This is a genomic window from Roseivivax jejudonensis, from assembly GCF_900172265.1.
In the GTDB taxonomy this organism is placed as follows: Bacteria; Pseudomonadota; Alphaproteobacteria; order Rhodobacterales; family Rhodobacteraceae; genus Roseivivax; species Roseivivax jejudonensis.
Genome location: NZ_FWFK01000005.1, coordinates 155,664 through 182,164 on the forward strand (window position 1 = coordinate 155,664; position 26,501 = coordinate 182,164).

The 26,501-nt window shown below is 70.3% G+C and carries 21 protein-coding genes; 15 read left to right on the forward strand and 6 right to left on the reverse strand.

What is annotated here, in order from left to right:
- The first annotated feature begins 2 nt into the window (after window positions 1-2).
- The 8 genes from fliP to ROJ8625_RS14385 all read left to right on the forward strand — a co-directional run bounded on the left by fliP (window position 3) and on the right by ROJ8625_RS14385 (window position 9,782).
- On the forward strand, window positions 3-800 hold the full coding sequence (gene fliP, locus ROJ8625_RS14350) for a flagellar type III secretion system pore protein FliP (protein WP_085792588.1): 798 nt from the start codon (window positions 3-5) through the stop codon (window positions 798-800).
- Between the two features lie 124 nt (window positions 801-924).
- Window positions 925-2,529, forward strand: coding sequence for a glycerol-3-phosphate dehydrogenase (gene glpD, locus ROJ8625_RS14355; RefSeq protein WP_085792589.1), 1,605 nt, complete (start codon window positions 925-927; stop codon window positions 2,527-2,529).
- A gap of 25 nt (window positions 2,530-2,554) precedes the next feature.
- Window positions 2,555-4,042 (forward strand): glycerol kinase GlpK, encoded by a 1,488-nt coding sequence (glpK, locus tag ROJ8625_RS14360; protein ID WP_085792590.1) that lies wholly within the window; start codon window positions 2,555-2,557, stop codon window positions 4,040-4,042.
- A 167-nt stretch (window positions 4,043-4,209) separates the two neighbouring features.
- Window positions 4,210-5,214, forward strand: a complete 1,005-nt coding sequence (gene eutB / locus ROJ8625_RS14365) for a hydroxyectoine utilization dehydratase EutB (RefSeq protein WP_085792591.1) — start codon at window positions 4,210-4,212, stop codon at window positions 5,212-5,214.
- On the forward strand, window positions 5,204-6,187 hold the full coding sequence (locus ROJ8625_RS14370) for a cyclodeaminase (RefSeq protein ID WP_085792592.1): 984 nt from the start codon (window positions 5,204-5,206) through the stop codon (window positions 6,185-6,187). The genes eutB and ROJ8625_RS14370 overlap by 11 nt, the downstream gene beginning before the upstream one ends.
- 7 nt (window positions 6,188-6,194) lie before the next feature.
- The gene (locus ROJ8625_RS14375) at window positions 6,195-6,674 is read left to right on the forward strand and encodes an Lrp/AsnC family transcriptional regulator (RefSeq protein ID WP_085792820.1); all 480 of its coding nucleotides are present in this window, start codon (window positions 6,195-6,197) and stop codon (window positions 6,672-6,674) included.
- Window positions 6,675-6,849: 175 nt separating this feature from the next.
- The gene (locus ROJ8625_RS14380; RefSeq protein ID WP_085792593.1) at window positions 6,850-8,334 is read left to right on the forward strand and encodes an NAD-dependent succinate-semialdehyde dehydrogenase; all 1,485 of its coding nucleotides are present in this window, start codon (window positions 6,850-6,852) and stop codon (window positions 8,332-8,334) included.
- A 71-nt stretch (window positions 8,335-8,405) separates the two neighbouring features.
- Window positions 8,406-9,782, forward strand: coding sequence for an aspartate aminotransferase family protein (locus ROJ8625_RS14385; protein WP_085792594.1), 1,377 nt, complete (start codon window positions 8,406-8,408; stop codon window positions 9,780-9,782).
- Between the two features lie 132 nt (window positions 9,783-9,914).
- Here ROJ8625_RS14385 and idi read toward each other — a convergent pair whose 3' ends face one another.
- Genes idi through ROJ8625_RS14415 form a run of 6 tightly spaced genes read right to left on the reverse strand, consistent with a single transcriptional unit; the run spans window position 9,915 to window position 16,043 of the window.
- Window positions 9,915-10,445, reverse strand: coding sequence for an isopentenyl-diphosphate Delta-isomerase (idi, locus tag ROJ8625_RS14390; RefSeq protein ID WP_085792595.1), 531 nt, complete (start codon window positions 10,443-10,445; stop codon window positions 9,915-9,917).
- Complete coding sequence (locus tag ROJ8625_RS14395; protein WP_085792596.1) at window positions 10,442-11,614, reverse strand: geranylgeranyl diphosphate reductase; 1,173 nt, start codon at window positions 11,612-11,614, stop codon at window positions 10,442-10,444. Before ROJ8625_RS14395 ends, idi begins: the two co-directional genes overlap by 4 nt.
- A gap of 2 nt (window positions 11,615-11,616) precedes the next feature.
- Window positions 11,617-12,897, reverse strand: coding sequence for a BCD family MFS transporter (locus tag ROJ8625_RS14400; protein ID WP_085792597.1), 1,281 nt, complete (start codon window positions 12,895-12,897; stop codon window positions 11,617-11,619).
- Window positions 12,894-13,802 (reverse strand): chlorophyll synthase ChlG, encoded by a 909-nt coding sequence (gene chlG, locus ROJ8625_RS14405; protein ID WP_085792598.1) that lies wholly within the window; start codon window positions 13,800-13,802, stop codon window positions 12,894-12,896. The genes ROJ8625_RS14400 and chlG overlap by 4 nt, the downstream gene beginning before the upstream one ends.
- 46 nt (window positions 13,803-13,848) lie before the next feature.
- The gene (gene ppsR / locus ROJ8625_RS14410) at window positions 13,849-15,267 is read right to left on the reverse strand and encodes a transcriptional regulator PpsR (protein ID WP_085792599.1); all 1,419 of its coding nucleotides are present in this window, start codon (window positions 15,265-15,267) and stop codon (window positions 13,849-13,851) included.
- The gene (locus ROJ8625_RS14415) at window positions 15,264-16,043 is read right to left on the reverse strand and encodes a cobalamin B12-binding domain-containing protein (RefSeq protein ID WP_085792600.1); all 780 of its coding nucleotides are present in this window, start codon (window positions 16,041-16,043) and stop codon (window positions 15,264-15,266) included. Before ROJ8625_RS14415 ends, ppsR begins: the two co-directional genes overlap by 4 nt.
- Before the next feature lie 237 nt (window positions 16,044-16,280).
- Between ROJ8625_RS14415 and bchF the strand changes: the two genes are divergently transcribed.
- From bchF to ROJ8625_RS14450, 7 genes are all read left to right on the forward strand, one after another.
- Window positions 16,281-16,790: a 2-vinyl bacteriochlorophyllide hydratase gene (bchF, locus tag ROJ8625_RS14420; RefSeq protein ID WP_085792821.1), complete on the forward strand. Its 510-nt coding sequence runs from the start codon at window positions 16,281-16,283 to the stop codon at window positions 16,788-16,790.
- On the forward strand, window positions 16,787-18,070 hold the full coding sequence (locus tag ROJ8625_RS14425) for a ferredoxin:protochlorophyllide reductase (ATP-dependent) subunit N (RefSeq protein ID WP_085792601.1): 1,284 nt from the start codon (window positions 16,787-16,789) through the stop codon (window positions 18,068-18,070). Before bchF ends, ROJ8625_RS14425 begins: the two co-directional genes overlap by 4 nt.
- 100 nt (window positions 18,071-18,170) lie before the next feature.
- Window positions 18,171-19,727, forward strand: a complete 1,557-nt coding sequence (gene bchB / locus ROJ8625_RS14430; protein WP_085792602.1) for a ferredoxin:protochlorophyllide reductase (ATP-dependent) subunit B — start codon at window positions 18,171-18,173, stop codon at window positions 19,725-19,727.
- Window positions 19,717-23,268, forward strand: coding sequence for a magnesium chelatase subunit H (locus tag ROJ8625_RS14435; RefSeq protein WP_085792603.1), 3,552 nt, complete (start codon window positions 19,717-19,719; stop codon window positions 23,266-23,268). The genes bchB and ROJ8625_RS14435 overlap by 11 nt, the downstream gene beginning before the upstream one ends.
- A 223-nt stretch (window positions 23,269-23,491) precedes the next feature.
- Window positions 23,492-24,412: a ferredoxin:protochlorophyllide reductase (ATP-dependent) iron-sulfur ATP-binding protein gene (gene bchL, locus ROJ8625_RS14440; protein WP_085792822.1), complete on the forward strand. Its 921-nt coding sequence runs from the start codon at window positions 23,492-23,494 to the stop codon at window positions 24,410-24,412.
- A complete protein-coding gene (gene bchM, locus ROJ8625_RS14445; RefSeq protein WP_085792604.1) occupies window positions 24,412-25,083 on the forward strand; it encodes a magnesium protoporphyrin IX methyltransferase in 672 nt (223 codons plus the stop codon). The genes bchL and bchM overlap by 1 nt, the downstream gene beginning before the upstream one ends.
- On the forward strand, window positions 25,080-26,498 hold the full coding sequence (locus ROJ8625_RS14450) for an MFS transporter (protein WP_085792605.1): 1,419 nt from the start codon (window positions 25,080-25,082) through the stop codon (window positions 26,496-26,498). The genes bchM and ROJ8625_RS14450 overlap by 4 nt, the downstream gene beginning before the upstream one ends.
- Window positions 26,499-26,501: the final 3 nt, after the last annotated feature.

Sequence of the window (26,501 nt, forward strand, 5' to 3'; positions counted from 1 at the left end):
CGATGGCAAGACTCCTCCAAACCCGGCCGAGGACGCCCGGCCAGGGCGGAGGAGGTTCACGCCATTCCCGCGCGATCGCGTGGGCCGGCCTCGGCCTCGCGCTCTTGCCTGCCGCCGCGGCCGCCCAGGACCTGAGCATTGACTTCGGCGACGACGCGTCGCTCACCGGCACTACGCTGCAGCTGATCGCGCTCGTCACGCTGCTGAGCCTCGCGCCGGGCATCGCGATCATGGTGACCTGCTTTCCTTTCATGGTCACCGTTCTCGCGATCCTGCGGCAGGCCGTCGGGTTGCAGCAATCGCCGCCGAACATGCTGATCGTCAGCCTCGCGCTCTTTCTCACATACTTCGTGATGGAGCCTGTCTTCACTGCGGCCTACGCCGCTGGGGTCGCACCGCTTCTCGAGGACGACATGGCGGTTGCGGAGGCGTTCACCGCCGCCATGGGCCCCTTCCGCGATTTCATGGCCGGCCGCGCCGATCCTGCGACCTTCGCGGCGATGGCCGATCTCCGCCCCGACCTCGCCGACGGACCGGGCGCCGCACTGTCGCCGGACGCACCGCTCTCCGTGCTCGTCCCGGCCTTCCTGCTGTCCGAAATCGCCCGCGCCTTCCAGATCGGCTTCCTGATCTTCATGCCATTTCTCGTCATCGACCTCGTGGTCGCCGCGGTGCTTATGGCGATGGGCATGATGATGGTGCCTCCGGCGATCGTGTCGCTGCCGTTCAAGCTCGCCTTTTTCGTACTGGCCGATGGCTGGGCACTCCTGGCCGGAAGCCTCGTGCGCAGCTATTTCTGAGCGCGCCGTTTGCCCGTTTCCGCGGCAGATGGCGCGATTTTGCGCGGATCGGCGTCGCTTGCCCTTCCATTCTGCGCCCTATGATGTACCCCGAAAGGCGGAGAAGACCGGAGCGGAGGACGGCATGGCCGATCAGCACGACGCAACGGCGAGCTACGACCTGTTCGTCATCGGGGGCGGCATCAACGGCTGCGGAATCGCCCGTGACGCCCAAGGCCGTGGCCTCCGGGTCGGGCTCGCAGAGATGAACGATCTCGCCTCGGCGACCTCATCGGCCTCGACCAAGCTCTTTCACGGGGGCCTGCGCTACCTCGAGTATTTCGAGGTACGGCTCGTCCGCGAGAGCCTGATCGAGCGCGAGACGCTGATGCGCGCGATGCCGCACATCTCGTGGCCGATGCGCTTCGTCCTGCCGTTCCATCGCGACATGCGGTTCGAAAGCTCGACGCCGACCTCGCGCATCCTCAACACCGTCATGCCATGGATGAAGGGGCGCCGGCCGGCCTGGCTGATCCGCCTCGGCCTGTTCCTCTACGACAATCTCGGCGGCCGAAAGATCTTGCCGGGCACGCGGACGCTCGATCTGCGCAACGCGCCCGAGGGCGAACCGCTCGACGACCGGTTCGAGAAGGCCTTCGAGTACTCCGATTGCTGGGTGCAGGACTCGCGGCTCGTCGTGCTCAACGCGCGCGACGCGGAAGCGCGCGGCGCCGACATCATGCCGCGCACCAAGGTCACCTCGGCGGACCGCGCCGAGGGCGTCTGGCGCATCGTTCTCGAGGATACCGAGAGCGGCGAGAGCCGCACTGTCACGGCCCGGATGCTCGTCAATGCCGGCGGCCCTTGGGCCGGCGACATCATCCGCACCAAGGTCCGCTCGAACGCGCAGGATACCGTCCGTCTCGTCCGCGGCAGCCACATCGTGACCCGCCGGCTCTACGACCACGACAAGTGCTACTTCTTCCAGGGCACCGACGGGCGGATCATCTTCGCCATCCCCTACGAGCAGGACTTCACCCTCATCGGAACAACCGACAGCGAGCAGAAGGACCTCGACCGGCGCCCCGAATGCACGCCGGAAGAGCGCGACTACCTGCTCGACTTCGCCAACGGCTACTTCAAGCGTGACCTGACCGCCGACGATGTCGTCTGGAGCTATTCCGGCGTCCGCCCGCTCTACGACGAGGGGGCGAGCTCGGCCACCGCTGCGACCCGCGACTACACGCTCAAGGTCGATGCCGACGGCGGCGCGCCGCTTCTCAACATCTTCGGCGGCAAGATCACCACTTACCGCCGCCTCGCCGAAAGCGCGCTCGAGCGGATCGTGCCGCATTTCGAGGGCCTGTCCGGTCCCTGGACGGCGGGCGTCACCCTGCCCGGCGGCGATTTCGAGGTGCGCGCGACCGACGGCCTGATCGACCGGCTGGCGCGCGACTACCCGTTTCTCGGGCCGAAATGGGCGCAGCGCCTGATCCGGCATTACGGCACCGAAAGCTGGCAGATCCTCGGCGACGCCACCGCGCAAGGCGACCTCGGACGCGACTTCGGCGAGACCCTGACCGAGGCCGAGGTGCGCTGGCTGATGCGCCACGAATACGCCCGCACGGCCGAGGACGTGCTTTTCCGGCGCACCCGGCTCGGCATCCGCATGACCGACGATGCCGTTGCGGCGCTCGGGCGCTGGATGCAGGATGCCCGGACCGAGGCGCGGGCCCACGCCGCGCAGTAACACCAGCACTTCTTGGGAGGAGCCGATGGGATACGTCCTCGCCATCGACCAGGGCACCACGTCCAGCCGCGCGATCCTGTTCGACGAGTCCCTGAAGATTGCCGCCGTGGCGCAGGAGGAATTCGCCCAGCACTACCCGGCCAGCGGCTGGGTCGAGCACGAGGTGTCCGACCTCTGGACGACGGTCGCCGCCACCTGCCGTGGCGTGATCGAGAAAGCCGGCTGCAGCCCGGCCGACATCGCCGCGATCGGCATCACCAACCAGCGCGAGACGGTCTGCGTCTGGGATCGCGACACCGGGCAGGCGGTGCACCGCGCGATCGTCTGGCAGGACCGGCGGACCGCGCCGATCACCAACGCGCTCCGCGAGGCCGGCCACGAGGAGATGGTGACCGACCGCACCGGTCTCCTGCTCGATCCCTACTTCTCCGCGTCGAAGCTCAAGTGGATCCTCGACGAGACCCCCGGCGCGCGCGAGAAGGCGCGCGAGGGCAAGCTCCTCTTCGGCACTGTCGACAGCTTCCTGATCTGGAAGCTGACCGGCGGGCAGAGCCACGTGACCGATGCGACGAACGCGTGCCGCACGATGCTCTACGATATCCGCAAGGGGCGCTGGTCGACCTCGATCGCCGAGCTTCTGGACATCCCGATGGAGATGCTGCCCGAGGTGCGCGACTGCGCGGGCACCTTCGGCACCACGCGGCCCGATCTCTTCGGGCGCGAGATCCAGATTCTCGGCGTCGCCGGCGACCAGCAGGCGGCGACGATCGGCCAGGCGTGCTTCGCGCCCGGGATGCTGAAATCGACCTACGGCACCGGCTGCTTCGCCCTGCTCAACACCGGTCAGGAGCCGGTCCGCTCGAACAACCGGCTCCTGACCACCATCGCCTACCAGCTCGACGGCACGCCCACCTACGCGCTCGAGGGCTCGATCTTCGTCGCCGGCGCGGTCGTGCAATGGCTGCGCGACGGGCTCAAGATCATCCGCGCCGCCACGGAGACGCAGCCGCTCGCCGAACGCGCCGACGACGGCCAGAACGTCGTCCTGGTGCCGGCCTTCACCGGTCTCGGCGCCCCCTACTGGAACGCCGAGTGCCGCGGCGCGATCTTCGGGCTCACCCGCAATTCCGGCCCCGAGGAGTTCGCGCGCGCCGCGCTCGAGAGCGTGGGCTACCAGACCCGCGACCTGATCGAGGCGATGCACGCGGACTGGACCTCGGCGGAGGGAGAGGCGACGCTGCGGGTCGATGGCGGGATGAGCGCCTCGGACTGGGCGATGCAGTTTCTCGCCGACATCCTCGGCGCCGAGGTCGACCGCCCGAAAGTGCTCGAGACGACGGCCATGGGCGCGGCATGGCTCGCCGGCATGCAGGCAGGGATCTACCCGGGCACGGACGGCTTCGCCGCCATGTGGGAGCGCGACCGCAACTTCGCGCCAGACATGGGCGCCGACATCCGCGACCGGAAATATGGCGCCTGGAAACGCGCGGTCGCGGCGGCACAGGGCTTCTGAAGCGTCCCGACGCGGACGCCCGGCTTGGCCGCGGCTGCCCGGCTCTCCTTCTTCTTGGCGACAATACTCCGGGGAGCGCGAGGGGCTGGCCCCTCGCATCCGCACCGGCCGCCCGCGCCGACCGGGCGGCTTTTCTTCCGGGCCGCATCGCCCCATAGTCCCGCTCGATGACTGTGACACTCGCCGATATCCTCGCCGCCGCCCGCACCATCCGCGGGCAGGCCGATGCCACCCCCTTCGTGCCCTCGCCGTTCATGGAGTCGCGCTACGGCCAGCCGGTCTGGCTCAAGCTCGAACTCGCCCAGCCGATCGGCGCGTTCAAGCTGCGCGGGGCGCTCAACGCCGTGGCGCATCTTCCTCCGGACGCCGCCGGCGTGACCTGCTGCTCGACCGGCAATCACGGGCGCGGCGTCGCCTACGCCGCCCGCGCCCGGGGCCTGCGCGCGGTCGTGTGCATGTCCGAACTTGTGCCGCGCGCAAAGGTCGAGGGGATTCGCGCGCTCGGCGCCGACATCCACATCGCCGGCCGCTCGCAGGACACCGCCCATGCCGAGAGCCAGCGGCTCGCGCGCGAGCAGAACCTCGTCGAGATCTCGCCGTTCGATGACGCTCACGTCATCGCCGGGCAGGGCACGATCGGTCTGGAGATGCTGGCGCAGGTGCCGGAACTCGACACCCTGCTGGTGCCGCTCTCGGGCGGCGGTCTCGCCGCCGGGATCGCGGCGGCGGCGAAGGCGATCAAGCCCGAGATCCGGGTGATCGGCGTGTCGATGGCGCGCGGCGCGGCGATGCAGGCGAGCCTCGAGGCCGGCCACCCCGTCGAGGTCGAGGAGGTCGAAAGCCTCGCCGACAGCCTCGGCGGCGGGATCGGTCTCGACAATCGCCTGACCTTCCCGATGTGCCGTGACCTGCTCGACAGCGTGGTGCAGGTCGAGGAAGCCGACGTCTATCGTGCGCTGCAGACGCTTTACCACGAGGACCGGCTGATCGCCGAGGGTGCCTGCGTCGTCGGCCTCGCCGCCGTGCAGACGGGGCGGGTTCAGCTGACCGGGCCCACCGGCACGATCCTGACGGGGCGCAATCTCGACATGGACATCTTCACCCGCGTGGTGACGGGGCAGGACGTGACGCTCGGCGACACGGTGATCGAAGGGCGGCCCTATGGCGCATGACATCCGGATCGTGACCGAGGCCGAACTGCGCGCCGCGATCCCGCTCGACACCGGCGCGGTCGACGTGGTGGAGGGCGCCTTCGCGGCGCTCGCCCGCGGAGATGTCGTGATGCCGCCGGTCATGTCCATGGCGATGCATGATCGCAATGCCGAGGTCGACGTGAAGACCGCCTACATCCCCGGCTTCGACGGCTTCGCGATCAAGGTCTCGCCCGGCTTCTTCGACAATCCGTCGCTCGGCCTGCCGTCGCTCAACGGCCTGATGATCCTGTTTTCGGCCAAAACCGGGCTTGTCGACACCGTCTTTCTCGACAACGGGTACCTGACGGATCTGCGCACCGCCGCGGCGGGCGCGGTCGCCGCGCGGCATCTCGCGCCGCCGGACGTGACCACCGCCGGCGTTCTCGGCACCGGCGTGCAGGCCCGGCTGCAGATGCGTGCGGCACACCTCGTCCGGCCGTTCGAGCGGGTGCTTGTCTGGGGGCGCGACGCGCGCCGTGCCGCTGCCTGCGCGGAGGATCTGGCCGCGACGATCGGGATCGAGGCCGAGATCTGCACCGACCCCGAAACGCTCGTCGCGCGCTCGCAGCTGGTGGTCACCACGACACCGGCGACCGACCCGATCCTGCGCGCCGACTGGCTCCACCCGGAATTGCATGTCACCGCAATGGGATCGGACCAGGAGGGCAAGCAGGAGCTGGAGGCCGCGTGCCTGCCGCGCGCGGATCTCTACGTCGCCGACCGCGCGAGCCAGACCGAAGTGATGGGCGAGTTGCGCGCGGCCCGCGCGGCCGGGCTGATGCCCGAGCAGCCTGCGGAACTGGGCGAAATCGTCACCGGGGCCCGCCCCGGGCGGCAGAGCGCGCGGGACATCACCATCGCCGATCTGACCGGCACGGGCGCCCAGGACACCGCCATCGCCACGCATGTGGCCCAGCGGCTCGGCGACGCCGGCACCCGGATCCGGACCTGAGGCGGTGGTGCGGCTCGACGCGCGCGACCTCGACATCCTGCGCACGCTCACGCGCGAGGGCCGCATCACCAAGACCGAGCTGGCCGATCGCGTCGGCCTGTCCCCGACCCCCTGCTGGGAACGACTGAAGAAACTCGAACGCGCCGGCATCATCGAGGGATACGGCGCGCGGTTGTCGCTGCGCGCGTTCGGGCCGCATGTCACCGTGTTCGTCGCCGTCGAGCTCGACAGCCACAAGGCCCCCGATTTCCGCGTGTTCGAGGAGGCGGTGCAGGGTTACGACGAGATCACGTTCGTCTGGGCGCTGGGCGGGGGGTTCGACTATCTCTGCCAGGTCGTGGCCCGCGACATCGACGCCTACCAGCGCCTGATCGACCGGATGCTGGAGGCGCGGATCGGCTTGGCGCGCTACTACACCTACATCGTCACGAAGCCGGTGAAATCCTCGGGCGGCATTCCCCTGTCACTGCTCGCGGACGACGGCTGAGGAGGCATCTCGTCTGCCTCGGGTGCCCTGCGCGTGCGGCCGCGCCGAGAGGCAGGCCATTCGGACTGAAAAACGGCGCTTTGGCAGAGGATGTCTCTGCGCCGGCAGGCAAGTTTGGTCCCCTCCTCTGATCCATCCGGGCGATACATCCACCATCGCCCAATCGGAGGACCGCATGACCGTGCACCGCACCTTTCCAAAATCGCCCCTGTCCGAGCTGTCCGATCCCCGGCTGGTCCGAAACTTCGCCTACGTGAACGGCAAGTGGCAAGGCGCCGCGTCGGGCGCGGCGCTGCCGGTCGCCAATCCGGCGGATGGCGCCTGGCTGGGCGAGGTCGCGCGCCTGTCGGGCGACGAGGCGCGGGCCGCGGTCGATGCCGCTCAGACCGCCTTCGAGAGCTGGTCGCAAAGCCTGCCGCAGGAGCGCGCTCGCCTTCTGCGCCGGTGGTACGAGCTGATGAAGGAGCACAAGGAGGATCTCGCGCGGATCATGGTGCTCGAGCAGGGCAAGCCGATCTCCGAGGCGCGCGGCGAAATCGACTACGCCGCCGACTTCATCGAGTTCTACGCCGAGGAAACGCGGCGGCCGAACATCGAGGGTGTGACCTCGCACCTGCCGGATGCCGAAGTCGAGCTGTGGCGCGAGCCGATGGGCGTGGCCGCGCTCATCACGCCGTGGAACTTCCCCTCGGCGATGCTGACCCGCAAGGCGGCCGCGGCACTTGCCGCCGGCTGCACCATCGTCGCCCATCCCTCTGCCGAGACGCCGTTCTCGGCCCTCGCCCTGGCCGAACTGGCCGAGCGGGCGGGCCTGCCGCCGGGCGTGTTCAACGTGGTCACCGGCGAGGCGCCCGAGATCGTCGAGCCGTGGACGGCCGACCCGCGGGTGCGCGTCCTGTCCTTCACCGGCTCGACCGAGATCGGGCGGCTGCTTTACAAGCAGTGCGCGGGCACCGTGAAGTCGCTGATCATGGAACTCGGCGGCCATGCCCCGGTGATCGTGTTCAAGGGCGCCGAGATCGACCGTGCCGTGGCCGAGACGATGAAGGCGAAGTTCGCGACCTCCGGGCAGGATTGCCTTGGCGCGAACCGGATCTTCATCGAGAGGGCGATCTACGACGCCTTCGTCGAGAAGTTCACCGCCGCGACCGAGGCGCTCACCGTGGGCACCGGCTTCGATGATCCCGATATCGGGCCGCTGATGAACGAGCGGGCCGTTGCCAAGCAGGAAGAGCATGTCGCCGACGCCGTCGAGAAAGGCGCGCGGCTCCTCTGTGGCGGCAAGCGCCATGCGGCGGGCAAGCTGTTCTTCGAGCCGACGGTGCTGGCCGACGTGCCCGAGGACGCGGCGATCCTGTCGGAAGAGACCTTCGGCCCCGTGGCCGCGCTCGTGCCCTTCGATACCGAGGACGAAGTCGTGGCCCGCGCGAACGCCACCGAGTACGGCCTCGTGGCCTACGTTCACAGCCTCGATCCGCGGCGGATCTACCGCGTGAGCCGGGCGCTGCAGTTCGGCATGGTTGCGGTGAACCGCACCAAGGTCACCGGCGCGCCCATCCCCTTCGGCGGCATGAAGCAGTCGGGACTCGGCCGCGAAGGCGCGAGGCAGGGACTCGAAGCGTTTACCGAGATCAAGTACGTCTGCCGCGACTGGGGCTGACGCGACGGAACAGGACAGGCCGGGGCGGACGCGCAGCCGCCCCGCGAATTTGCCAGAAAGGACGTGACCGAATGCTGAAGAACGACATGCTCGAGCAGTGGGACCGGGAGAACTTCTTTCACCCGTCCACGCACCTCGCGGAGTTCGCGCGGGGCAACGCGCCGCACCGGGTGATCGAGGGCGGCGAAGGCTGCCACATCGAGACGCGCGACGGGCATCGCCTGCTCGACGCGTTCGCCGGGCTCTATTGCGTCAACGTCGGGTACGGCCGGCCGGAGATCGCCGAAGCGATCGCCGAGCAGGCGCGTAGCCTCGCCTATTACCACGCCTATGTCGGCCACGGCACCGAGGTGTCGATCCGGCTCGCCAAGATGATCCTCGATCGCGCGCCGGACCACATGTCGAAGGTCTATTTCGGCCTGTCCGGATCGGACGCGAACGAGACCAACGTGAAGCTCGTCTGGTACTACAACAACATCCTCGGTCGCCCGGAAAAGAAGAAGATCATCTCGCGCTGGCGCGGATACCACGGCTCGGGCCTGATGACCGGGTCGCTGACCGGGCTCGAGCTCTTCCACAAGAAATTCGACCTGCCGCTGTCGCAGGTTCTCCACACCGAGGCGCCGTACTACTACCGCCGGCCCGACCTCGCGATGTCGGAGGCTGATTTCGTCCAGCATTGCGTTGACGAGCTCGAGGCGCTGATCGCGCGCGAGGGCGCCGACACCATCGCCGCCTTCATCGGCGAGCCGGTCCTCGGAACCGGGGGCATCGTGCCGCCGCCCGCGGGTTACTGGGAGGCGATCCAGAAGGTGCTCGACAAGCACGACATCCTGCTGATCGCCGACGAGGTCGTCACCGGCTTCGGGCGGCTCGGCTCGATGTTCGGGTCGGACCATTACGGGATCAAGCCGGACCTGATGACGATCGCGAAGGGCCTGACCTCGGCCTACGCGCCGCTCTCGGGCTCCATCGTGTCCGACAAGATGTGGAAGGTGCTGGAGCAGGGCACCGACGAGAACGGCCCGATCGGCCACGGCTGGACCTACTCGGCCCACCCGATCGGCGCGGCGGCCGGCGTCGCCAACCTCGAGCTGATCGACACGCTCGACCTCGTGGGCAATGCCGGGCGCACCGGCGCCTACTTCAACCGCGTGATGCGCGAGGCGCTGGCCGACCACCCGCATGTCGGCGACGTGCGCGGCGAGGGCCTGCTCTGCGCGGTGGAATTCGTGAAGGATCGCGATAGCCGCACCTTCTTCGACGCGACCGACAAGATCGGTGCACTGCTCGCCGGCCTGCTGCTCGAGGACGGTATCATCGCGCGGGCCATGCCGCAGGGCGACATCCTCGGCTTCGCGCCGCCGTTCTGCCTGACCGAGGCGGAGGCCGACGAGATCGCCGAGAAGACCGCGAAGGCCGCAAAGAAACTCTTCGACTGGTCTTGAGACCGGCGCGCCGTCCGCAGGTCGGCTGCGGGCGGCGCGCGTCGGAGCGAGGGGCCAGCCCCTCGCGCTCCCCGGGGTTTATCGGCAAGATGAAGGGGGCGGCGGCGCGTGCCGGGGTCGGCACGGTGCGGTTCAGCCGAGGAGGGCCGCGGGGAAGATCCGGGGCGCGTGCTCTTCGAGATAGATCCGGAGCCACGGGGTGTAGCGCTGCGGCCGCGCCGCGATGTCGGCGCGGAGCCCATCGAGCGGCATCCAGGCAGTGTCCATCACCTCGTCCGGGTCGGGTGCGAGCGCGAGCGGGCCCGGCGCCTCGGCGGTGAAGAGGTCCACGACCTCGTGCTCGACGAGCCCGCCGCCCACGTCGGCGCGATACTCCACCACGTCGCGATGGGTCAGCGGCAGGTCGCGCAGGCCGAGCTCTTCGGCGAGGCGACGCCTGGCGCAGGCCTCGGGCGGTTCGGCCCAGTGGGGATGCGTGCAGCAGGTGTTCGCCCACAGCCCGGGCGTATGGTATTTTCCCGCCGCCCGGCGTTGCAGCAGGACCCTGTCGCCGTCGAGCACGAAGACCGAAACGGCCTTGTGGCGCAGACCGCGTACATGCGCTTCGAGCTTGTCGACCGGGGTCAGGCGGCCGTCGATCCAGGCGGGAATCGCGAGGCTCACACGTAGGTCTCCGAGACCAGGCCGGTGAGGTGCGCGAAATTCTTCATGCCGATGCGGACATGCGCCATCGGGCGGGCGCGCACCAGTTTCTTGTTCATGTAGGCCTCGAAGGTCAGGCGCTGGACGTCGATGTCGTGGCACAGCGACACGAAGCGTTCGCGCCGCGCGTCCGAGCGGTAATAGGCGTTCTGCATCGAAGCAAGGACGCGGAAGACGGTCTTGTGCTCGCGCATGAAGAGCTTGCGGGCGAGGCGCAGGTCCGCGACCCGGCCGGTCGCGAGGCAGGAGGCGGCGGCCGAGGCGGCCGCGCGGCCGGCGACCATGGCGTAGTAGATGCCCTCTCCGGAAGACGGCGCGACCACGCCGGCGGCATCGCCGGCGAGGACGACGTCCCGGCCGTTGTCCCAGCGGTCGAGCGGCCGGAGCGGGATCGGCGCGCCTTCCTTGCGCAGTGTCTCGCATCCCGCGAGGCCTGCAGCGCGACGCAGGTCGGCCGTCGCCGCCTTGAGATCGGCCGAGCGGTGTTCGGTGCCCATGCCGACCGACACGGTCGATCCGTGCGGGAACACCCAGCCGTAGAAATCGGCGCTGATGCGGCCGTCGTAGACGACGTCGCAGCGATCGGGATCGTACTCGCCCGGCCCGGGGGCGGCGACGATCTCGTGGTAGGCGAAAACGTAGGGGATCGCCTCGGCGCCGGGCACCTCGGCCTTGCCGACGCGGCTGTTGGCGCCGTCGGCGCCGATCACCAGCCGGGTGGGCAGGCGGCGTTCCTCGCCGGTCGCCTTGTCGCGGTAGACGACCGCGGTGCCGTCGCTCCGGTCCACCCGCAGGAAGGTGCCGGTGTGGCGTGTCGCGCCGGCGGTTTCGGCCCGCGCCCGCAGGAAGGGATCGAAGTCCTTGCGGTCGACCATGCCGACGAAACCGTTCTCGATCGGGATGTCGACGCGCCGGCCGCTGGGCGAGATCATGCGCGCGGTGGTGATCTTGGCGAGAAGCTGGGCTTCGCCGATGTCGAAATCGGCCATCAGCCGCGGCGGTATCGCGCCGCCGCACGGCTTGATCCGGCCCTCCCGGTCGAGGAGCGCGACGCGCGCCCCGGACCGCGCGAGATCCTCTGCGGCAGTGGCACCGCAGGGTCCGCCTCCGACAACGACGACATCGAACATGGTCATTCTCCCGGTTGCAGGGCGGGGGCCGGCGCACGCCCCTCCATGATGACAAGCGCCATGATCGCGGCGGCGACGAAGAGCGCGGCCTCGACAATGAATACGGTGGCGAAGGCGGGTGCATCCGCGGTGACCCTGCGCATCACGTCGACGGCCGCCGCACCCGCGAGCCCGCCGGAGCCGGCGGCGATTGCCTGCGCGGCGCCCCAGAGACCCATCCGCGTGCCTTCGCGCGCGCCGCGGCCCTCGCCGGCGAGTTTCATCATCGCCCCGATGGCCGAGACCGCGAACATGCCGTTGAAAAGGCCGAGCGCCACCGCGGCGGGCAGGATCGGCCCGCCCGGGCCCGTCGGCGCGATCGCCGCGAGCGTCAGGAGCGCGGCGGCGGAGCCGAGGCAGCCGGCGGCGACCCAGGCCCGCATGCTGCCGATGCGGAACCCGGTCGCCATGATGCCCACCGTCAGCATGCCGAGGAAGACACCGCCGTTCTGGGCGCCGGCGAGCTGGGTCGATTGCCCGGGCGTGTAGGCGAAGACCAGCCCGGCATAGGGTTCGAGGATCAACTCCTGCATGAAGTAGGCGATCATCGACAGGAAGACGAAGAGCGTGAAGTTGCGCGCCTGCCGCTCGCGCCAGACCTCGGCCAGCGCGGCGAAGAAGGGCTGCGGCTCGGGCTCGGGACGCACGACGAGACCGCGCTCGACGCCGCGGACGGCCAGCGCGGTCATCACCAGGACCGTCGCCGCGGTGGCCGACACGATGACCATGAGCCGCGCTGGCGTGTAGGGATCGAGCAGGCCGCCGACGACACCGGCGGTGACCGCGATGCCGAAAATCATCATCAGCCAGGTGATCGTGGCCGCCGCGCCGCGGCGATGCGGAGCGGTTGCGGTGGCCAGCAGCGCAAGGAGCGAGGTGCCGGAGGTGCCGACGCCGAGGCCGATGGCCGCGTAGGCAACGACGGACAGGCCGAGACCGGGCCAGAAGGCGCGCTCGAGTACGACGACGCCCGCCGCGGCGCCGATCCCGCCAAGCGCCAGGATCGCCATGCCACCGACGATCCAGATCGTCCGGTTGCCGAGCGTGTCGGAGCGGAACCCCCAGTTCGGCCGGGTGATCTGGATGCCGTAATGCAGCGCCACGAGGAAGCCGGGAAGCACGGCCGGAAGCGCCAGTTCGACCACCATCAACCGGTTGAGCGTGGACGTGGTCAGCACGACGATCGCGCCGAGCGCCATCTGCACGAGCCCGAGCCGGACGATCGAGAGCCACGACAGCGTCATCCGCCCGCTCCGATCCCGCGGAGCGCGACAGCCGCGATCATCATGCCGGAGACGTAGAACAGCACGCCGGTTCCATTGTACCACGGCGCGCGCGCCTTGGGATCACGCAGCATCACGCGCATCGCCCAGAGCTGCGCGACGATAAGCGCCGCGATCGCCGCCGGCGCCCAGAGTGCGCCCCAGCCGACCAGCAGCGCGACCACGGCGATCTGCGGCACCAGCATCACGACGCAGGCCACCCGCGCCGCGCGCGCCGGCCCGAGCGTGACGGGCAGGGAGGCGACCCCGGTCTGGCGGTCGCCCTCCAGCGCCTTGAAATCGTTGAGCGTCATGATCCCGTGTGCGCCGATGCCGTAGAGCACCGCGATCACGATGACCTCGGCCGCGGGCCGCCCGGCGCTGAGCACCGCGGCGCCGGTGAACCAGGGCAGGGTCTCGTAGGACAGGCCGACGAGGCCCGGGCCCCAGACGCCCGAGCGCTTCAGCCGCACCGGCTCGGCCGAGTAGGCCCAGGCGGCGGCGACCCCGACGACCGTCGCACCGAAGCCCCAGGGGCCGAGCGTCGCGCCGAGCGCCAGCGCGAGGCCGGACATCGCGAGCGCCACCCACAGGCCCCAGCGCCCCGGCACCCGGCCGGAGGGGATCGGCCGGTCGGGTTCGTTGATCGCGTCGACATGCCGGTCGCACCAGTCGTTGGCCGCCTGGCTCATGCCGCAGACGACCGGACCGGCCAGCACCATGCCGACGAGCACCAGCGTCCACGCGCCGTCCGGCGCGGCGCCCGAGGACACCGTGCCGCACAGGTAGGCCCAGACGGGGGGAAACCACGTGACCGGCTTCACCAGCCGCAAGAGCGCGGCGGGGTCGGGCAGGCGCCGTGACTGTAAACTTTCGCTGACACTCATGTGTCAACTAGACATGGAAAGGCGAGTCGGCGCAAGGCCCGGGCGCCTACTCCTCGCCGCTGGGCTCGCGGTTCAGAAGCCCGTACTTGCGCAGCTTGACGTAGAGCGACTGCCGCGACAGGCCGAGCATCTCGGCCGCCGCGACGCGGTTGTTCCGAGTCAGGTGCACGGCGGTCTCGATGCACATCTTCTCGACCACGTCGGTCGTCTCGGCGACGATCTCCTTCAGGGTGGCGGAGCCCACGAGCTCCATCACCGAGCGTGCGGATTCCGGCGAACCCTGCGCCTGCGCGCTGCGCACCGCCTCGCTCCGCGTCGAATCGCGCAGGACGAGCGCGAGAACCGGATCGGCGCGGTCGTTGAGGTAGGTCACCGACATCTCGACCGGGACGGACCCGCCGTAGCGGCTGACCAGCTTGGTCGAGTAGAGTCGCATCTGGCCGAGGCGGCGGGCATTCTCGACCAGCACGTTCAGGTCGATCCGCCCGCGCCCGAGGAAGGTCGACAGATTCTCCCCGGAAACCTCGGAGGCCTGAGCCGCGTTCAGCAGGTCGAGAAAGCTGTCGTTGCAGTTGAGGATCTCGCCGTTCAGCGAGGTGAAGACGATCGCGTCGCTGGAGCGCTCGAAGAGGATCCCGAGATCGACAGACAGCGCCGAGCGCGTGTCCTCGGCGGCGGCTTCGCCCGACAGCCGGCAGATCACCGCACGTTCGCCGGCGGCGCGGAACATCTGCGCCGTCACGTGCACCGATTTGCCGGTGCGCGCGACCTCGAACACCGTCGCACGGCCGTCGTCGCCGCCCGCGGCCTGGGTCAGCGCCTCCATGAAATCGGCGCCGTCGCGATCGGCGAACGCCGCGCCCAGCGGCCGGCCGATCAGCCCTTCGCGCGTCGCGCCCAGAAGCGCGGCGGCCGGTTCGTTGATATCGACGATCGCGCCGTCCGTCGCGCCGACGAACACGACCGGGTCTCGCACCGTGCGCAGCAGGATCCGGTAGCGGGCGTCGAACTCGCGCCGCGCCTCGTATCCTTGCTCGAGCGACATCTGCGCCTGCACGAGCTGCGCCTGTGTCTCGGCGATGGGGCTGAGATCGCGGCCGAGGAGGACGACCGTGCCGTCGGTGTCGAACGGCACCGCGCGATAGGCGATGGGAACCTCGACGCCGAAGTCGTCGCGATGGTTGAGTTCGGTCGGGCGATGCGGAGTCTCGCCCCGCGCCACACGCGCCAGCAGGCTGTCGAGCTTCGGCCGGCTTTCCTCGGTCAGCGATTCGGAGAGCTTCCTGCCGGCGGTGACACCGGGGTCGCGCGCGCTGTCCTGCCCGTTCAGGACCGACAGCACCCGCCCGTCCGGCGCAACGAAGATCGCCACGTCGCTCGACGCCGCGATGAGATCGTACAGGACGGAAGCCTCGATAGGTTCGGTTGCCGCGATCGGCATCGGTGACGTGTCGCGCTTGTTCATCTGCGGCTCCTTACCGGACTTCCCGACGCTGCGCCATGCATCGCGAGTGCAGCCCGTACGTCGTTTGTCACGAGGTCCACACCGGTTCGTTCGCCAAGGTCGTCGTGCCGATCGAGGACATTCCCTCCCAGAACGCTCAGGGCTCCGCTGTCGGTTTCATCACGAAGCACGGCGCTCATCTTCGTGATGTAGGGCAGCCGTTCGGATAGGCCGCAGGAAAACAGGACGATATCGCGATCGTCACGGGCCAGCGCATCGCGCAGCGCGGCGCGGTCTGGGCCGAACAGAATGGCGACGGACACGCCGGCGCGGCGCAGCTGGGCCGCCGCGACGTGGACGCCGAGCGTGTGGGTGTCGTCGGGGGCGAGGACGATCAGCGCCGTGCGCACCTCGTCCAGCGCGGCGCCGTCAGGTCCGCCGGGCGGCGACAGCTGCGGCAGCAGCCCCTGCAGGCGCGCCGAGGCGATCGAGACGTCGGCAAAGCCGAGCCTGTCGCCGAGCCAGTCGCTGCCGAGGCGGCGCGCCGCCGCCGGGATGCAGCCGTCGACGATGTCCGCCGCGCCGAGGCCGAGCGCGTGCAGTTGCGCCAGCGTCGGCGTCGCCGCGAAGGGCAGTCCCGGCCGGGTCGCGTCGTAAAGGATCTGCGCCCCGGCTTCGACGCGGGTGGCCGCGCGGCGGGGCGTGGCTCCGTTGAGCAGCGACACGACGGTTCCGGCGAGCGTCGCGATCTCCGCGCGCCCCGGTGCGTTGGAAGTGGTCGACCCGTCCATCGGCATCTGCGCCTCCTCCTGATCGTCGCGATGCTCGGTCGTCGTGCCGGTCGCGACACGACAGGCGAGTTGACATTATCCGCGATCAGACCACGCAGAAAGTCAACTTTAACTGACACGCATGGCGCGACGTGGCACGAAAAAGCAGGGAGAATTCGATCTATCCCGCGATTCCGGTGCCGCCACCACCAAGAGTGTAAGTTTCAATTGACACATTTTCCCGCCGAACGCTACGCTTTTCCCATGCACTCCGTGGAATCATCCCGCACCGCCGCCCTGCGGCCGGCCCCCGACCGGGCCCCCCGGCGGCTCTACACGCCGGCCGAACGGGCCCGGCGCGACGCGACGGTCTGGACCAGCGTCCAGGCGGTTCTCGCGCCGCTGCAATTCGCCGTGTTCCTGGTGTCTCTGGGTCTGGTCCTGTGGGCGCTGACGACCGGCGCGGGTTACGCACTCGCCACGGCCTCAATCCTGCTCAAGACCGCGATCCTCTACGTCATCATGGTGACCGGCGCGATCTGGGAAAAGGTGGTCTTCGGCCAGTGGCTCTTCGCGCCCGCGTTCTTCTGGGAGGATGTCGTGTCCTTCGCGGTGATCGCGCTGCACACCGGGTACCTCTGGGTGCTCTGGCAGGGCGCCGCGCCCGAGACGGCGCTGACGGTCGCGCTGGCCGCCTATGCCGCCTACGTGGTCAACGCCGCGCAATTCGTCCTGAAACTCCGCCAGGCGCGCCGCGCCGAGGCGGCGACATGACCGAGAGCTTCCCGCCTCCCCCTGCCGGTGGCTGCAGCGCCACCCCCGTGCTCAAGCAGCGGGGCCAGCACGAGGTGTTCTGCGGCCTGACCGGCATCGTCTGGCTGCATCGCAAGATGCAGGACGCGTTCTTTCTCGTCGTGGGCAGCCGCACCTGCGCGCACCTGCTGCAATCGGCGGCCGGCGTGATGATCTTCGCCGAGCCGCGCTTCGCCACGGCGATTCTCGAGGAGACGGATCTCGCCGGCCTGAAGGACGCCCAGGAGGAGCTCGACCGCGTCGTGCACGACCTGCTCGCCCGGCGCCCCGACATCCGCCAGCTGTTCCTCGTCGGCTCCTGCCCGTCCGAGGTCATCAAGCTCGACCTCGCAAAGTCGGCAGAGCGGCTGTCGGCCGCGCATGCACCGCATGTCCGCGTGCTGAGCTACTCCGGCTCGGGGATCGAGACCACCTTCACCGAGGGCGAGGACGCCTGCCTCGCGGCGATGGTGCCGGAGCTTCCGGCCACCACGGAGCGCGAACTCGTGCTCGTCGGCGCCCTGCCCGACGTGGTCGAGGCGCAGGCGCTCGATCTGCTCGAGCGGATCGGCGTCGGCCCGGTGCGGGTCCTGCCCGCGCCCCGCGCCGACAGCGGGCTCGGAATCGGGCCGAACACCGTCTTCGCGCTGACGCAGCCGTTCCTCGGCGATACGCTGGGCGCGCTGGAGCGGCGGGGCGCGCGGCACATCCCCGCGCCGATCCCGGTGGGCGAGGAGGGTACGACGCTCTGGCTCAAGGCCGTCGCGGCCGAGTTCGGCATCGGCCCGGACGTCGTCGACCGGGTGACCGAGGCGCCGCGCGCCCGCGCCCGCCGCGCGGTGCGCCAGGCCGCCGAGGTGCTCTCGGGTCGGTCGCTCTTCCTGTTCCCGGATTCGCAGCTCGAAATCCCGCTCGCCCGGTTTCTCACCCGCGAATGCGGCATGCATGCGGTCGAGGTCGGCACGCCGTTCCTGCACCGGCAGATCCTCGGCCCGGATCTCGAACTGCTGGCGCCGGGCCCGACGCTGAGCGAAGGGCAGGACGTCGATCTGCAGCTCGCGCGGCTGCGCGAGGCGCGTCCGGACCTGACGGTCTGCGGGCTCGGCCTCGCCAACCCGCTCGAGGCCGAGGGGCTGACCACCAAGTGGGCCATCGAACTGGTCTTCACGCCGGTCCATTTCTACGAGCAGGCGGGCGATCTCGCCGGCCTTTTCTCCCGTCCGCTGCGCCGCCGCGACGCGCTCAAGGTGGGGGCGGCCTGATGCGATGCCTGCGCCTCTCCGCCTCACCCGCGCCCCTGCTTCTTCTTGGCGCAAATACTCCACGGGGGTCCGGGGGTGTGACACCCCCGGTCGTGTTGCCATGAAGCTGTCGGTCTGGACATACGAGGGCCCGCCCCATGTGGGCGCGATGCGGGTGGCCACGGCGATGAAGGGTCTGCACTACGTGCTGCACGCGCCGCAGGGCGACACCTATGCCGATCTGCTCTTCACCATGATCGAGCGGCGCAATCATCGCCCGCCGGTGACCTACACGACGTTCCAGGCGCGCGATCTGGGCTCCGACACGGCGGACCTGTTCCGCCGCGCCTGTCTCGACGCGCACGAGCGCTTCGCCCCCGAGGCGATGATCGTCGGCGCGTCCTGCACCGCCGAGTTGATCCAGGACGATCCCGGCGGCATGGCCGAGACGCTGGGCCTCGGCATCCCGGTCATCCCGCTCGAGCTGCCGTCCTATCAGCGCAAGGAGAATTTCGGCGCCGACGAGACGTTCTACCAGATCGTGCGCGCGCTCGCGGCGCCCTGCGCGCGGACCGAGACGCCGAGCGTCAACCTGATCGGGCCGACCGCGCTGGGCTTCCGCCACCGCGACGACATCACCGAGATCACGCGGCTTCTGCAGGACATGGGCGTGGCGGTGAACGTCTGCGCGCCCTACGGTGCGCGGCCCGCGGACATCGCGCGGCTGGGTGCGGCGCACCTGAATGTGCTGATGTATCCCGAAACCGGCGAGAGCGCGTGCCGCTGGATGGAGCGCGAGCTGGGCCTGCCCTACACCAGGACAGTGCCGATCGGCGCGGGCGCGACGCGCGATTTCGCGGCCGAGGTCGGTGCGGCGCTGGGTCTCGCGCCGGCGCTCGACGAGGCGCGGCTGCGCCTGCCGTGGTACTCGGCCTCGGTCGATTCGACCTACCTCACCGGAAAGCGCGTGTTCGTCTTCGGTGACGGCACCCATGCCCGCGCCATGGCCCGCGTCGCGCGCGACGAGATGGGGTTCGAGGTCGTTGGGCTCGGCTGCTACAACCGCGAGATGGCGCGCCCCCTGCGCGCCGCGGCGCGCGACATGGGGCTCGAGGCGCTGGTGACCGACGACTACCTCGAGGTCGAGGCGGCGATCGAGGCCGCCGCGCCCGAGCTGATCCTCGGCACCCAGATGGAGCGCCACATCGGCAAGCGCCTCGGCATCCCCTGCGCGGTGATCTCGGCGCCGGTGCATGTGCAGGATTTCCCCGCCCGCTACGCCCCGGTGATGGGGATCGAGGGCGCGAACGTCCTCTTCGACACGCTGGTGCACCCGCTGGTCATGGGGCTCGAAGAGCACCTGCTGACCATGTTCCGCGAGGATTTCGAGTTTCACGACGCCGCCGGCCCGAGCCATCACGGCGGCCATGCAGCGGCGTCCGGGGAGGGGGGCTCCGCCCCCCAGACCCCCCGGAGTATTTCCGCCAAGAAGACCGAGCCGGACGGCGGGCCGGTCGAGGTGGTCTGGCTTCCGGCGGCCGAGCAGGAGCTTCGGAAGATTCCGTTCTTCGTGCGCGGGAAGGCCAAGCGGAACACCGAGGCGTTCGCGGCGTCGCGCGGCGAGACCGAGATCGGCGTCGAGACCCTCTACGAGGCGAAGGCCCATTATGCGCGATGACGCGGTCATATCCCCGGCGCCCTACGAGGTCGTCATCATCACGCTCGACGCGCATGCGGCCGAGCCGGTCGCGCGCGCCGAGGCGGCGCTCGCGCCGGAGTTCCCGGGCCTGCGGGTCACCTGCCTCGCCGCCGCCGACTGGGGCCGGGCGCCGGAGCGGCTGGAGGAGGCGAGGGCTGCCGTGGCGCGCGCCGACATCGTCGTCTGCTCGCTGCTCTTTCTCGAGGACCACGTGCAGGCGATTCTTCCGGATCTCGCCGCGCGGCGCGACGACGCCGACGCGCTCATCGGCATCATCGCCGACGCGCAGATCGTCAAGCTGACGCGGATGGGCGGGCTGGACATGGCCGCGCCCGAAAGCTCCACGATGGCGCTCCTGAAGAAGCTCCGGGGCTCGGCCAAGCCCTCGACCGAGAGCGGCCAGCGCAAGATGCAGATGCTCCGGCGGCTGCCGCGGATCCTGCGGTACATCCCCGGCAAGGCGCAGGATCTCCGGGCGTGGTTCCTGACCATGCAGTACTGGCTCGGCGGATCGGACGAGAACATCGAGGCGATGGTCCGGTTCCTGATCTCGCGCTATGCGGGCCGGGCGGAGTGGCGCGGCGTCGAGGCGCCGGCGCCGGTCGAGTATCCCGAATGCGGCATCTACCATCCCGACCTGCCGGGCCGGATCGGCGCCGACGCATCGGCGCTGCCGGCGCCCGAGGCGCCGGTCGCGACGGTCGGGCTTCTGATGATGCGGTCCTATGTGCTGTCGGGCGACACCGCGCATTACGACGCGGTGATCCGCGCCTTCGAGGCCGAGGGTGTCAGGGTGATCCCGGCGTTTGCCGGCGGGCTCGACGGGCGGCCGGCGATCGACGCCTATTTCCGCGACGCCGAGGGCGCACGGATCGACGCGCTGGTGTCGCTGACCGGGTTCAGCCTCGTGGGCGGGCCGGCCTACAACGACAACGACGCCGCGGTGGCGGTGCTCGGGGATCTCGACATTCCCTATATCGCGGCGCACCCGCTGGAGTTCCAGACGCTGGCCGAGTGGGCGGCGAGCGCGCGCGGGCTCGGTCCGATCGAGACGACGATGCTGATCGCGCTGCCGGAGATCGACGGCGCGACTCGCCCGCACGTTTTTGCGGGGCGGCATGGCGGCGAGGGATGCACGGGCTGCCGCCACGCCTGTGCCGGCACCGGCACCAAGGCGATGGCGCCCTGCCCGGAGCGGATCGCGGCGCTGGTCGCGCGCACGAGGACGGCCGCGGCGCTGCGCCGCTCGCGCGTCGCAGAGCGCCGCGTGGCGGTGGTGCTCTTCGGCTTTCCGCCCAATGCCGGCGCGGCCGGAACCGCGGCGCACCTCGCGGTGTGGGAGAGCCTCTACAACACGTTGCACCGCATGAAGGACGAGGGCTACGACCTCGATCCTCCCGACAGCGTCGATGCGCTGCGCGCCGCGCTGCTCGAGGGGAGCGCCCAGCAATACGGCCAGGAGGCCAACGTCGCGGCGCAGGTCAGCGCCGACGAGATGGTGCGCGCCACCCCGTGGCTCGACGAGATCGAGGCGGTCTGGGGGCCGGCGCCGGGCCGGGTGCAGTCCGACGGGCGCGGCGTCTTCGTGCTCGGGGCGCAATTCGGCAAGGTGTTCGTGGGCCTGCAGCCCGGCTTCGGCTGGGAGGGCGACCCGATGCGCCTGCTGTTCGAAGGCGGGTTCGCGCCCACGCATGCCTTCGCGCAGTTCTACCTGTGGCTGCGCAACACGTTCCGCGCAGACGCGGTGCTGCATTTCGGCATGCACGGCGCGCTGGAATTCATGCCCGGCAAGCAGGCCGGGTCGGGTCCCGGCGACTGGCCCGACCGGCTGATCGGGGACTTGCCGAACGTCTATCTCTATGCCGCCAACAACCCGAGCGAGGCGACGCTGGCCAAGCGGCGCGCCGGCGCCGTGACGGTCAGCCACCTGACGCCGCCCTTGTCGCAGGCCGGGCTCTACAAGGGGCTTCTGGAGCTGAAGGAGAGCCTGACGCGCTGGCGGGAGCTGCCGCCGGGCGACGCGCGGGCCGAGGAACTGGCGGCGCTGATCGAAAGCCAGGCGGCCTCGGTCGACATGGACGGGGCGCCCGAAACGCTCTGGGCACGGCTTCTCGAGACCGAGGCGGCGCTGATCCCGGAGGGGCTTCACGTGGTCGGCGGCCCGATGAGCGCCGAAGCGCGCGAGAGCTACCTTGAATTCGGCGGAGACGCGGAGACGCGGGCGCGGATGGACTCCGCCCTCGGCTCGGATGCCGAGCTCGACGGGCTGATGCGGGCCTTGGCCGGCCGCTTCGTCGCGCCGGTGCCCGGCGGCGACGTGATCCGCAGCCCGGAGATCCTGCCCACGGGGCGCAACATCCATGCCTTCGATCCGTTCCGGATGCCGACCGCCTTCGCGATGGAGGAGGGCGCGCGGCAGGCGGAGCGGCTGATCGTGGCGCACGGATCGACGCCGCGCTCGGTGGCGCTGGTGCTCTGGGGATCGGACAACATCAAGACCGACGGCGCGCCGCTCGCGCAGGCGCTCGCGCTTCTGGGCGCGGTGCCCCGCTTCGACGCGTTCGGGCGACTGTCGGGGGCGGACCTTGTGCCCCTCGCGACGCTCGGCCGGGCGCGGATCGACGTCGTGATGACGCTGTCGGGCATCTTCCGCGACCTGCTGCCGCTCCAGAGCCGGATGCTGGCCGAGGCGGCGCTGAAGGCGGCGACGGCGGACGAGCCTGCCGATATGAATCCGGTCCGCGCGCATGCCGAGGCGCATGCGGCCGAGGCCGGCTGTTCGATCGAGGAGGCGGCGCTGCGGGTGTTCTCGAACGCCGAGGGCGCCTACGGGTCGAACGTGAACAGCCTCGTCGAGAGCTCCGCGTTCGGCGACGAGGACGACCTGGCCGACGCCTTCGAGGCCCGCAAGAGCTGGGCCTACGGCACGAACGGGCAGGCGGTGGCCAACCCGGCCCTGCTGACACGGATGCTGTCGGGCGTCGAGGTCGCCTACCAGAACCTCGAGAGCGTGGAACTCGGGGTGACCACGGTCGACCATTACTTCGATACGCTCGGCGGAATCAGTCGTGCAGTGCGCCGCGCCCGCGGCACGGAGGCGGCGCTCTACATCTCGGACACCACGCGGGGCGCGGGCACGGTGCGCACGCTGTCCGACCAGGTGGCGCTGGAGACCCGTGCGCGGTCCCTCAACCCGAAATGGTTCGAGGGCATGCTGCGCCACGGCGCCGAGGGCGTGCGCCAGATCGAGGCGCACGTGACCAACACGATGGGCTGGTCGGCGACGACCGGCGAGGTCGAGCCATGGGTCTATCAGCGCCTGTCGGAGACCTACGTTCTCGATCCCGAGATGCGCGCGAGGCTGGCGGAGCTGAACCCGGTGGCGTCCTCGCGCATGGCGAACCGCCTGCTCGAGGCCCACGACCGGGCCTACTGGCAGCCCGACGACGCGACGCTGGCGGCGCTGCGCGACGCTGCGGACGCGCTGGAGGATCGCATGGAAGGGGTGGCGGCGGAATGAGCGGGCGCGCGCATATCCGCCCGGACGCCGGGCACCGCCCGGCCCGGCCCGCCACGGATCACGCCGTTCCGCGCTGTGCGCGGGGCGGATGGCGCGGGACCGGGGCGCTGCCCCGGACCCCGGGGTTTTTTCGGCAAGATGAAGCAGGTGCACCTTCGCCTGCATGGAAGGGGGAGACATGAGTCCGCTCGATCACAAGCAGCCGCCCGCGGGGCGCGCCGCGATGCGAGAGGCCGCCGGTCTCGAGGCCCGCGGCGTGACCGCGCCGCCGGTCCTGCGCGGGCAGGACGGCGAAGGATCGGTGCAGGTGCACCAGGATCCGTCGATGAAGATCGAGGGCGCACAGGTCTTTTCGGTCTACGGCAAGGGCGGGATCGGCAAGTCGACCACGTCGTCCAACCTGTCGGCCGCCTTCGCCAGCCAGGGCAAGCGGGTGCTGCAGATCGGGTGCGACCCGAAGCACGATTCGACCTTCACGCTGACCGGGCGGCTGCAGCCGACGGTGATCGACATCCTCAAGGACGTCGATTTCCACGCCGAGGAGCTGCGGCCCGAGGATTTCGTGACCGAGGGCTGGGGCGGCGTCCAATGCATCGAGGCGGGCGGTCCGCCCGCCGGCACCGGCTGCGGCGGCTACGTCGTGGGCCAGACGGTGAAGCTCCTGAAGCAGCATCACATGCTCGAGGACACCGACGTGGTGATCTTCGACGTGCTGGGCGACGTGGTCTGCGGCGGGTTCGCGGCGCCGCTGCAGCACGCCGACCGCGCGGTGATCGTGACCGCCAACGACTTCGACTCGATCTACGCGATGAACCGGATCATCGCCGCGGTTCAGGCGAAATCGAACAACTACAAGGTGCGGCTCGCGGGCTGCATCGCCAACCGCTCGAAGGACACCGACGAGGTCGACCGGTTCTGCGACACGGTCGGGTTCCAGCGCATCGCGCACATGCCCGACTACGATGCGATCCGGCGTTCGCGGCTGAAGAAGAAGACCCTGTTCGAGATGCCGGACGAGGACGACATCGTGGCGGCCCGGCAGGAATACCTGCGGCTGGCCGAAACGCTCTGGCGCGGCACCGAGCCGCTGACGCCGGCACCGCTGCCGGACCGCGACATCTTCGAGCTTCTGGGATTCGACTGATGCGCTACGAGGCCACACGCGCCCGGGTCGAGACCTATTTCGACCGCACCGCCACCGAGGTCTGGGCGCGGCTGACCTCGGACGCGCCGGTGAGCCGGATCCGCGAGACCGTCCGCAGCGGCCGCGACGCGATGCGCGCGCGCATGCTGGCGGCTCTGCCGGCGGACCTGACCGGGCGGCGGGTGCTGGACGCGGGCTGCGGGGCGGGGCAGATGACCCGCGCGCTGGCGGAACGCGGCGCCGAGGTGACGGCGATCGACCTGTCGCCGGCGCTGGTGTCGATCGCACGCGAGCGTCTGCCGGCGGACCTCGGCACGCGGGTGACCTTCCTCGCCGGCGACATGACGGAGGCGCATCTGGGCGAGTTCGACCACGTACTCGCCATGGACAGCCTGATCTACTACGCCGCCGGCGACATCCGCAGCGTCCTCGGCGCACTGAGCGCCCGCACGCGCGACAGCATCGTCTTCACCGTCGCGCCGCGCACGCCGCTGCTGATGACCATGTGGCAGGCCGGACGGCTCTTTCCGCGGTCCGACCGGTCGCCGGTGATGGTGCCGCACGGGCCGGCGCGGCTTTCGGGCGCGATCGCCGATCTCGGCGCGGTGCGCGATCTCGGGCGGGTGAGCTCGGGCTTCTACATCTCGCATGCGCTGGAGGTGCGGCCATGAGCGTGCGCGTCGCCCGGCGGTTCCTGCCCTTCGCCGACGCGGCGAGCGATGCGCTGCCGCTCGGGCAGCTCCTGCGGCTGGCGCTGTTCCAGGTGTCGGTCGGCATGGCGACGGTGATGCTGCTCGGCACGCTGAACCGCGTGATGATCGTGGAGCTGACGGTGCCGGCGACGATCGTCGCGGTGATGATCGCCCTGCCGGTGCTGGTGGCGCCGTTCCGGGCGCTTCTGGGCTTTCGCTCGGACACGCACCGCTCGGCCATCGGGTGGAAGCGGATCCCCTATCTCTGGTTCGGGTCGCTGTGGCAGATGGGCGGGCTCGCGATCATGCCGATGGCGCTGCTCGTGCTGGGCGGCGACACGGTGCATCACGTGCCGTTCGCCGGCGAGGTGCTGGCGGCGCTGGCCTTCCTCATGACCGGGCTCGGGCTGCACATGACGCAGACCGCGGGCCTCGCGCTCGCCTCCGACCGCGCGACCGAGGAGACGCGCCCGCGCGTGGTCGCGCTTCTCTACGTGATGTTCCTTGTCGGAATGGGCCTGTCGGCGCTGGTGATCGGCTGGCTCCTGCGGGATTTCACGCCGCTGCGGCTCATTCGCGTGGTGCAGGCGGCGGCGGTCGTCGGTGTGCTGCTGAACGTCGTCGCGCTTTGGAAGCAGGAGCAGGTCCGCCCGATGAGCGCCGAGGAGCGCGCCGCGCCGCGGCCGCGCTTCGCCGATGCCTGGGCGGACTACGCGCGGGGCGGCAGCGCCGGGCGTCTTCTCGTCGTCGTGTTCCTCGGCACCATGGGTTTCACCATGCAGGACGTTCTGCTCGAACCCTATGGCGGCGAGATCCTCGGCCTGTCGGTCTCGACGACGACGCTTCTGACGGCGATGTGGGCGGCCGGTGCGCTGGCCGGGTTCGCGCTCGCGGCGCGGGCGTTGGCGCGGAACGCGGATGTCTACCGGCTGGCGGCGACGGGCGTGCTGGCGGGGATCGCCGCCTTCTCGATGGTCGTGTTCGCGGCGCCGATGGCGTCGCCGGCGCTGTTCTTCGGCGGCGCGGGCCTGATCGGGCTTGGCGCCGGGCTCTTCGCCGTCTCGACCCTGACGGCGGCGATGACCATGCCCGCCGAGGGCGTGGCCGGCCGCGGCCTCGCGCTCGGGGCTTGGGGTGCTGCACAGGCGACCGCCGCCGGGCTTTCCACCGCGATCGGCGGCGCGACACGCGACTGGGTCAACATTCACGCCATCGCCGGCGACCTCGGCCAGCCATTGGCCACGCCCGCCACCGGCTACTCGGTCGTCTACCACGTCGAGATCGGCCTGCTGTTCATCACGCTCGTGGCGCTCGGCCCCCTCGTGGGCCGCGCCGCATCCCGTCCCGCACCCGCAGAGAAGGCCGGCATCGGACTGGCCGACTTCCCCACCTGAACC